The organism is Virgibacillus sp. GM2-2, assembly GCF_055329585.1.
The window spans coordinates 236,118-243,840 of the sequence record NZ_JBUZWC010000003.1; the positions used below are offsets into that span (position 1 = coordinate 236,118).

General features: G+C 34.3%; 11 protein-coding genes and 1 riboswitch. Of the genes, 3 read left to right on the forward strand and 8 right to left on the reverse strand.

The annotated features are described in order from the left end of the window. Positions 1-70: 70 nt before the first annotated feature. A complete protein-coding gene (locus ACY9Z2_RS06315) occupies positions 71-1,297 on the reverse strand; it encodes an MFS transporter (protein ID WP_463608765.1) in 1,227 nt (408 codons plus the stop codon). Positions 1,298-1,540: 243 nt separating this feature from the next. Between ACY9Z2_RS06315 and ACY9Z2_RS06320 the strand changes: the two genes are divergently transcribed. Continuing rightward, positions 1,541-2,023 carry a DUF2975 domain-containing protein gene (locus tag ACY9Z2_RS06320; RefSeq protein ID WP_463608766.1) on the forward strand — a complete coding sequence of 161 codons (483 nt, stop codon included), beginning with the start codon at positions 1,541-1,543 and terminating at the stop codon, positions 2,021-2,023. A 10-nt stretch (positions 2,024-2,033) separates the two neighbouring features. Beyond that, entirely contained in the window at positions 2,034-2,255 is a 222-nt protein-coding gene (locus ACY9Z2_RS06325; RefSeq protein WP_463608767.1) for a helix-turn-helix domain-containing protein, read from the forward strand. Positions 2,256-2,311: 56 nt separating this feature from the next. Here ACY9Z2_RS06325 and ACY9Z2_RS06330 read toward each other — a convergent pair whose 3' ends face one another. Continuing rightward, a complete protein-coding gene (locus ACY9Z2_RS06330; protein ID WP_463608768.1) occupies positions 2,312-3,142 on the reverse strand; it encodes a DUF2268 domain-containing putative Zn-dependent protease in 831 nt (276 codons plus the stop codon). A 193-nt stretch (positions 3,143-3,335) separates the two neighbouring features. Here ACY9Z2_RS06330 and ACY9Z2_RS06335 point away from each other — a divergent pair, with 193 nt between their 5' ends. Continuing rightward, positions 3,336-3,674, forward strand: coding sequence for a DUF3889 domain-containing protein (locus ACY9Z2_RS06335; RefSeq protein ID WP_463608769.1), 339 nt, complete (start codon positions 3,336-3,338; stop codon positions 3,672-3,674). An 82-nt stretch (positions 3,675-3,756) separates the two neighbouring features. On the opposite strand, the gene ACY9Z2_RS06340 is transcribed toward ACY9Z2_RS06335, so the two are convergent. From ACY9Z2_RS06340 to ACY9Z2_RS06365, 6 genes are all read right to left on the reverse strand, one after another. After that, a complete protein-coding gene (locus ACY9Z2_RS06340; protein ID WP_463608770.1) occupies positions 3,757-4,044 on the reverse strand; it encodes a TIGR04104 family putative zinc finger protein in 288 nt (95 codons plus the stop codon). 342 nt (positions 4,045-4,386) lie between these two features. Beyond that, entirely contained in the window at positions 4,387-4,884 is a 498-nt protein-coding gene (locus ACY9Z2_RS06345) for a phosphotransferase (protein WP_463608771.1), read from the reverse strand. Between the two features lie 12 nt (positions 4,885-4,896). Then, on the reverse strand, positions 4,897-5,325 hold the full coding sequence (locus ACY9Z2_RS06350) for a hypothetical protein (RefSeq protein WP_463608772.1): 429 nt from the start codon (positions 5,323-5,325) through the stop codon (positions 4,897-4,899). 203 nt (positions 5,326-5,528) lie between these two features. After that, positions 5,529-5,597, reverse strand: a complete 69-nt coding sequence (locus ACY9Z2_RS06355) for a hypothetical protein (protein WP_463608782.1) — start codon at positions 5,595-5,597, stop codon at positions 5,529-5,531. Between the two features lie 153 nt (positions 5,598-5,750). Next, on the reverse strand, positions 5,751-6,359 hold the full coding sequence (locus ACY9Z2_RS06360; RefSeq protein WP_463608773.1) for a histidine phosphatase family protein: 609 nt from the start codon (positions 6,357-6,359) through the stop codon (positions 5,751-5,753). 264 nt (positions 6,360-6,623) lie between these two features. Continuing rightward, positions 6,624-7,094 carry an acyl-CoA thioesterase gene (locus ACY9Z2_RS06365; RefSeq protein WP_463608774.1) on the reverse strand — a complete coding sequence of 157 codons (471 nt, stop codon included), beginning with the start codon at positions 7,092-7,094 and terminating at the stop codon, positions 6,624-6,626. Between the two features lie 185 nt (positions 7,095-7,279). Then, positions 7,280-7,467, reverse strand: a riboswitch (cobalamin riboswitch). Positions 7,468-7,723 lie beyond the last annotated feature (256 nt).

Consider the following 7,723-nt stretch of genomic DNA (forward strand, 5'->3'; position numbering starts at 1 on the left):
TTTCAAATAGTTAGGATGAAAATAGAAGTCAGAAATCCATATGTTTAAATATGTCCTCTTGTTCAGAGTACTATTCCTTTTCCTTTAACGACATTACTCCGATTAAACCAATGATGGAAAAGATAACTGGTATGATGAAACCAAAATAATAACCTTCACTTATTTTTTCCGATACCACTTGAAAATGGTCCAATACTTTTCCGAAAATACTTGGAAGTAAGATGGCACTTAAAAAACCACCCGTATTTGCAAATCCCGAGACAATGCCAGCTTCTTTTATAGGAAATGATTGACGAACAGCAGCAAATGTTAAGGCATTCGCCCCATACGCAAGACCAATAATAAAGAATAGTGCTGTTAACAAGAGAAACGGAGGATTTCCATCGAAGAAGAGAAATACTGACCAAGACAAAAGTAAAATGATATGAACAACAATATACGGTTTTTTAATCGTTTTTAACCGACTGGAAACCCAACTAGCAAAGGGCGCCCCTATAAGTGCACCAATTAGCCCTAGCATAATAAGCTGACTCGCATCCGAGCGTGTCATTCCATAAACATTCATACCATAGGGCACTCCCCATGAGCTAATAAATCCGACATACGTTCCAACAATCCCAAAATGACAAAAAAACAAAGCCCATGCTTGCCGTTTAGAAAATATCCTTCTGAGTAAAACTAAAATTTTTTCACGTTGTATGTCATTTTTTATAAAAACTGGTTGCTTCGTTTTTCGTATAAGTACAATGTAAAGGAAAATACTACACAAACACAAAATCAATCCTGCTGAAAAAAATGCCGATCGCCAACCGATGATATCAATTAGTAAGGAGAAAGGAGCTGTAGCTAAAAGATAACCTAGATTCCCCATCATTGCAGCTACCCCAATTAAACGAGTGAATTCCTTGGCTGTGAACCATTGTCCAAGGATTAGCACCATATTAACCCAAATTGTCGCATCCCCCACACCTGTCAGCATTCTGGCAACAAATAATACAAACACATCCGTGCTGAGACTATACAAAATTGTACCGACACCTGTTAGTAGTGCCCCACTAATCAGAAAGAAGTTTGGTCCATAACGGTCAGCCAAAATACCCATTGGGATCTGTAAACCTGTGTATACAAAAAATTGGATACTTGTGAGTAATCCAATCGTTGTAGCTGTCACACTGAAATCCAACATAATTTGTTCTGTTATTAACCCTGGTGCAGTTCGTTGACTCGACATTAATAAATAAGTAAACAACACCACGGCAAAAACAATCCACCTAAATCGGCTATTTTGATTCTCCAATGATACCTACCCCTAAATACATTTACTTATATATATGGATATTTAGTGGTGATAGGAACCAGTGATTAACGATAGTTTGGTTGCATTATATTAATTTATTAGCATCGTTGCTCCGTGCTTACACCTGTCACTTTCACGTAGATATTATCAATAAATACATGGTGAATATGAATAATAATTTATTGTAAAACGATAAAAAATATGTTACTATCAATTTGACAATAAATAAATGAGGTGCTTTTTATGAAACGAGGATCAACACTCTTTTTAAAGTTAGCTGTCATACTTATGGGGGTTCCAATACTTGCTTTGTGCATATTTGTGGTACCAGAGATAGCAAATTTTGCAGCAGAATTATATCCGGATATGGCATATTTGAAATATCTTGTTTTAATAGTTATGTATGCAGCAGCAATACCTTTTTACTCTGCGCTGTATCAAGCTTTTAAACTTTTAAGCTATATTGACAAGAATGAAGCTTTCTCGGAATTATCTGTTACAGCTTTAAGAAATATTAAACACTGTGCTGTTACAATTAGTGGCATATATGTTGTTGGGATGCCCCTCTTTTATCTCATGGCGGAGAGAGACGATGCACCAGGTATCATATTAATCGGAATGGTCATTATTTTTGCTTCATTTGTAATTGCAGTCTTTGCTGCTGTCCTTCAAAAGCTAGTAAAAAACGCCATAGATATAAAATCAGAAAATGAATTAACGGTCTGAGGTGAAAACAATGGCAATTATAATCAATATTGATGTAATGTTGGCTAAGAGAAAAATGAGCGTAACAGAACTTTCAGAGCGGGTTGGAATAACAATGGCTAACCTTTCTATATTGAAAAATGGAAAGGCAAAAGCGATTCGATTATCCACTTTAGAGTCGATTTGTAAAGCTTTAGATTGTCAGCCAGGAGATTTATTAGAATACAGAAGTAATGAGGACATGCAGGAATAATAGTTAACGAAGCGGGGATACTTATTCCCCCGCTTCTTTCTCCAATGAATGTTCAATTAAACAATAAATTTATCACTGTTTAGCAACGATAATTCTTCAATAGAAATATCCCTGTTCTTTTCAAGATACCACTTCACCAAATAATAACCTATTGAATAACCACCCCAAAAAGGTAAGCCTTCTTGTTCATCCCCAAACATGTATAAATCAGTGATGCCCCCTCTATCGTTTACATGGCACTTATATGTGTTTTCCCATAACTCTCTTGCTTGATACTCTGTAAGGGCATCCTTGTAGGGTCCAATATAATTATCACCTAATTTTATCCGTACAAAATGTTCCGCCAAGCCCTCCAAAATCATCCGATCGAGTAAAGTCTCATTTGTTTCGTTAATATTTAGTGCATGGATACGCCAGTGATGATGAAATTCGTGCGTTAAAACAGATTTCAATACATCACGCACGTTTTCTTCCGGAAGTACCGCGAAACATATCCTTCCATCGTAGTCGGTAAATGCCGATACACCGCCGAGTTTCTCCTTAACAAACGTATCGTTTTCATTTAAAATAAATAATTCAATTTGAATGGTTTTTTTGGTAGGGAATTGTTTTTGTAGACGCTCGAGTTCCTCTTTTATAAAATTTTCATAATCCAATCGACATATTTTATCTAATTGGTTTTCAAGAGAAGCAACATCATGATCGAAACGAAACATTCCGAGGAACAACATCATTTCTAATTCTTCCTCATCAAATTTAAAAGTATCAATGAGAAGTTGTTTTCTGTTCATATCCGGATTTAATTTTACCGTTAAAATAAACCTCTCCATATCGGCTAGTCTTGGTTTAGCATTAACTAGATTAATTGTTTTACTAATTGTTCTCACTCCCCAGCAATTAATATGTAGGATCTACTATACTCCTCTTACTATTGAGATGTCTGTGTTTATTTTACCATAAATATTCTGAATAGATTGTAAAATTGCAAGAAAATAACCTTCTCATAACGAGGAATATAAAGTTAGAGCATAGCTTTAACAAATATGAAAAGACTAACATAAAAAAGGGAGGTTTTTAGGTATGAAAATATTTATTTCCATCCAGTTGCTATTTTGCGTGTTCATACTTGAGGAGTTTAACCCCCTTGGTACCAGCAATAACTCAATTTCTGAACAAGAAGTTCCACCTTATGCTAAGTGGGGGCAAATAGCTATGAAAGAGACAAAAGAAAAATACCCCAAAGCCGAAATCATAGATTATCTTCACATCGGTATAGATAAAGGCGGGCAATATTCAACAGAGAGATTCAAACTCTGGCTTAGAAATGAGAATAAAGAATTCGGAGTATTTATTGATATCCAATTCAACAATGAAACGGAACAGATTGTTAATATTAAATTTAGGGAAACAACGTGGTAAACTTAAACCAACTTTTGGAAAAAGTATTTTGATTATAAAAAATATGCATGGTATTAATTGATTTTTTTCGGTCCAGCGAAAGCTACCAGTACGGCTCTTCCTCTTTCGATAATGTTAAAATAAATGGGTATAGTCCCAGCATGATAGTAACAAATATTATAGCAATAATTAGTGCAGTACCCACCGAAAAATCTAACCACGCGTTGATAGGGATCAACACTAATACAATAAGCGAGAATACTCCACCCCTTATCCTTGATGAAGCAGATTCATATTGCTTTTCTTTACAATATGGACACTTTAACCTGAATAATGTTTTAATGGTCTGTTTCCAAGACCATTTTTCACAACAACTTTGACAATTTGGCATATACACAACCACTCCTTTTAAAGGAAATAATACTTATAGTCATCCAGGAAATCTGCTAGATAACTTTTTTAGGTCCTACCCTCGCGTCCATATGAAATCATCACACTTTTATATTCTAATACTATCTAGTGGTTAACAGTCCATATATTACTACTCGATGGACTTAATTTTCCATCAACTTTTAAGTTTATTTATTTAAAATTAGAAGAATTTAAAACTGATTCACACGATTATCGTTTTTATATTTTCTCAGGTGCTATAAGTCCCAATAACTGATTCTTATCAGTGAATTATTGCAACATTTAGTTTTTAATAGGACTACTTTTACTTTTTGCTCAAGTATCACATTTGTAAGTTTAAATCTTCATTAGTAGCCCTTTTGATTTCACTTATCTTAAATTCCGTTATTTCTTTTATTTTATCTTCAGTCGTATATCCTTGAAGATACTTCTCTATTTCCCATGCTAACATCATTGTTGTATGATCTATATAGAGCAAATTAAAATCTTTTCTATAATCCATTTTATTAACATCGAGTTTGCTTTCCTCTAAAAATGTCCAATATAAATTAAAAATGAATTGAATTAGATCAAGGTCATACATATCTTGCATTAAAATAGTTATATCTCGAAGTGGTGAACCAAGAGATGCCCACTCCCAATCAATAAACCAAATCTGCCTCTCATAATGGAAAATATTTTCCAAATGAGGATCACCATGCGTTAATACTAATGGGCATCTCATCTTATAATTGGTTATATCTAATCGGACATAAGCATAATCTATTGTTTTTATCCATTCGGAATTTGCCCATCTATGACTGGAACATAGATTTTTCATTTGATCTAAACATCACGTATGCCATTCGGAAGTAATTTGATGAGTAGGTAATTTTGTTGCTTGTAAGTCAAGTTTTGAACTATGTAAAGCAGATAAACTCTGGATGATTTCAGTAATTAAATTCCATTTATTTTTTATAGACAATTGATTAAAAATGTCTTTTAGAGGTGCTTCAAGATCACACATAAGAATAGCTTGAGGATGGTGATCCCAGACTTGAACCAATTTACTGAATGGTTTGATATGGTTTCCTAGTTTCGCATAAATATCTACCTCATTATTTCTTTCAGTTGCAAATTCTTTATAAATATATTTACACCTGAAATTCTTTCCATCTAACACATCAATTCTAAAAATATTACCTGCATGTGCACCATCAATAACTTCCTTACTGAGTAGTTTCAAGTTTTTATCTACTATCCTTTGTTCTAAATGTGACAAGAAATTCCCTCCTACATTATAAATCAAAGACAATATAATCAGAGCCAAGTATTATGTTCTTAATTAACTGAAACTTTTCACTTTAACTCTTTGGTCTAATCATAAAACTTCGCGTCTAACTCGGTGTTTTGATATCTAAGAAGTAAAAAAGAGAACAAATTATTTTAATAGTATTGATGCAACTACAAAACCTATGAAGATTACTATAATAATAACTCCAATGCCTTCCAACCTAAACTACCTACTAAGTCAACAAGACCTCCACCGTGAATACTACTAGAAGGATTTCTGTTTAACTCTTTTTGCCTTAATTTTTCTCTCCGGAGTTTCTTTCTTTTTGCTCATTACCATCCCCCTATTATTTATATATTCAACAGTTTCCTTGTCTTACTTCATTATTTTAGAATAATAATGAAGTTCTATCCTCATTCCCCATGCGTAAAATCGCCTTCCATCACAACCTTTTCTTTGTCTCCATAAATTTCAACTATGGAAAGACTTGTTCCCATTATGTATGGCGGATCCCAGAGTTTTTCAGTAGGCGAATTTTTAAAATACGTCATTAAACTTTTAATTACGACACCATGCGTAACAACAAGTACATTCCCATCTCTATTTTCTTTTTTAATCCGATTTATTACCTTCAAGACCCGGTCACGTAATTCAGTAAAATTTTCTCCAGTAGCCGATGTATAGAGATGTGGTGTTTTCCAAAAAGCTTCTAGCTGTTCTTGGTATGTTGCAGCTATTTCAGACTGCAATTTCCCTTCCCAATCTCCCATATTAATCTCTCTAAGATTGTCATCGATATTAACCTCTAAGTTTCTTTCTCCACATATAAGTTCAGCAGTTCTTCTCGTTCTTTTACTAGAACTTACATAGACCGCTTCGAAATCAACATTATTTAATCGCTTACCTAATCGAATCGCATTGTCGATACCGTTTTGTGTCAGATCTGAATCTTTCCAGCCTTGCATGCGTTTTTCCGTATTCCATACTGTTTCACCGTGTCTCGTAATATATAACTTTAACATACCGACACCTCCATCTCCTATTATCGCAAAATTACATTTCTTTTTCTATTTTATCTGCTTGAATTAGCAAACTATCATTACTTGCATAAATATAGATTGATTTTTTGTCTGGGAAATCTTTATATGAATGGAAGTTAAATAATAAATTGAGCGACAAAATTAATCCGTAAATACAAAGCGAAGAGCCCTATAATGCTCTTCGCTTTTCGTATACTAGAACAGACCTGCTAAATATTTCGAGGACGACATATGTATAATGTACGTTTATCGCAACGATGCTCTACTCTTTCTATTTTCCCTTCTTGCAGGAGCTGTCGCATAAAGTTGCTTCTCCTCTTCTGTTTGCGGTGACACCTTTGGTACTGGAATTGGCTTCCCGTGCTCGTTCACAGCGACCATTGTAAGAAATGACTCTGTTGTAAGTGTTACTTTATTTTTGATCAAATCATGTGCGGTTACTTTTACAAATACCTCCATTGAACTAGTTCCTGTGTACGTTACAAATGCCTCAAGCGTCAATGAATCTCCAACTTTAGCTGACGATAGAAAATCAACCGAATCAATCGATGCGGTAACAACCGCACTGCTCGAATGTTTCATCGCCGTTAAAGCGGCAATTTCATCGATATATGCTAACACCTTTCCACCAAATATGGTATCTAAATGATTTGTATCCGGCGGTAAAACCAAGCGTGTCTGAACAGTTTTTGAAATTGGAACAATGATATCTTCCATAATATTAATCCTCCTACTTAGTAAACTGGCTGATAACTATACTTTAACGGTAGAAACCATTTCACTCGTACTGGTCCAAAGAAAATAAAAAAACACCTTCTACACTTAAGAAGATGGCATGACAATACTTACTAGTCCAATATGAAACTAGTAGTTCGCAAACACCCTCCTATCTCTCGTAGGACAAAATGTACTTCCTTATGGCAGGTCTCCTGGCTTAGAGTCATCAAATTTAATTCCCTTCCCATTTCACGCAGAAACAGTGGTTGACATTAAATTCTCGTCCATACAGTGGCGGGACCGCGTTGGAATTTCACCAAACTTCCCTTTTCAACTTTGGTTTGCAAAGTCACCATAAAGCTAGTTATTCAGTTTTGTTCATTATAGCATAACAACAACCCTCTACGTATTATTTCTTTTTTAAGTTGTTAATGTGCTCAACTATAAAATGATATTATCACATACATTAAAACAATCCTTTGAATATTTTAATTGACATGTAAAAGTTATGTAGCATACACTATAAACAAATAATCAAATAAACATTTGAATGTAGAGGTGTTAATATGTCCGGTGAAAAAGTTGTAAAATTGAACAAAGATACGTGTGATACCTTTTGTTATGACGAA

Excerpts from the sequence above, each read along its gene's own strand:
- ACY9Z2_RS06335 (WP_463608769.1), top strand. The coding sequence starts at position 3,336 with ATGAAAATATTTATTTCCATCCAGTTGCTATTTTGCGTGTTCATACTT.
- ACY9Z2_RS06325 (WP_463608767.1), top strand. The coding sequence starts at position 2,034 with ATGGCAATTATAATCAATATTGATGTAATGTTGGCTAAGAGAAAAATG.
- ACY9Z2_RS06360 (WP_463608773.1), bottom strand. The coding sequence starts at position 6,359 with ATGTTAAAGTTATATATTACGAGACACGGTGAAACAGTATGGAATACG.
- ACY9Z2_RS06340 (WP_463608770.1), bottom strand. The coding sequence starts at position 4,044 with ATGCCAAATTGTCAAAGTTGTTGTGAAAAATGGTCTTGGAAACAGACC.
- ACY9Z2_RS06320 (WP_463608766.1), top strand. The coding sequence starts at position 1,541 with ATGAAACGAGGATCAACACTCTTTTTAAAGTTAGCTGTCATACTTATG.
- ACY9Z2_RS06345 (WP_463608771.1), bottom strand. The coding sequence starts at position 4,884 with ATGAAAAATCTATGTTCCAGTCATAGATGGGCAAATTCCGAATGGATA.
- ACY9Z2_RS06365 (WP_463608774.1), bottom strand. The coding sequence starts at position 7,094 with ATGGAAGATATCATTGTTCCAATTTCAAAAACTGTTCAGACACGCTTG.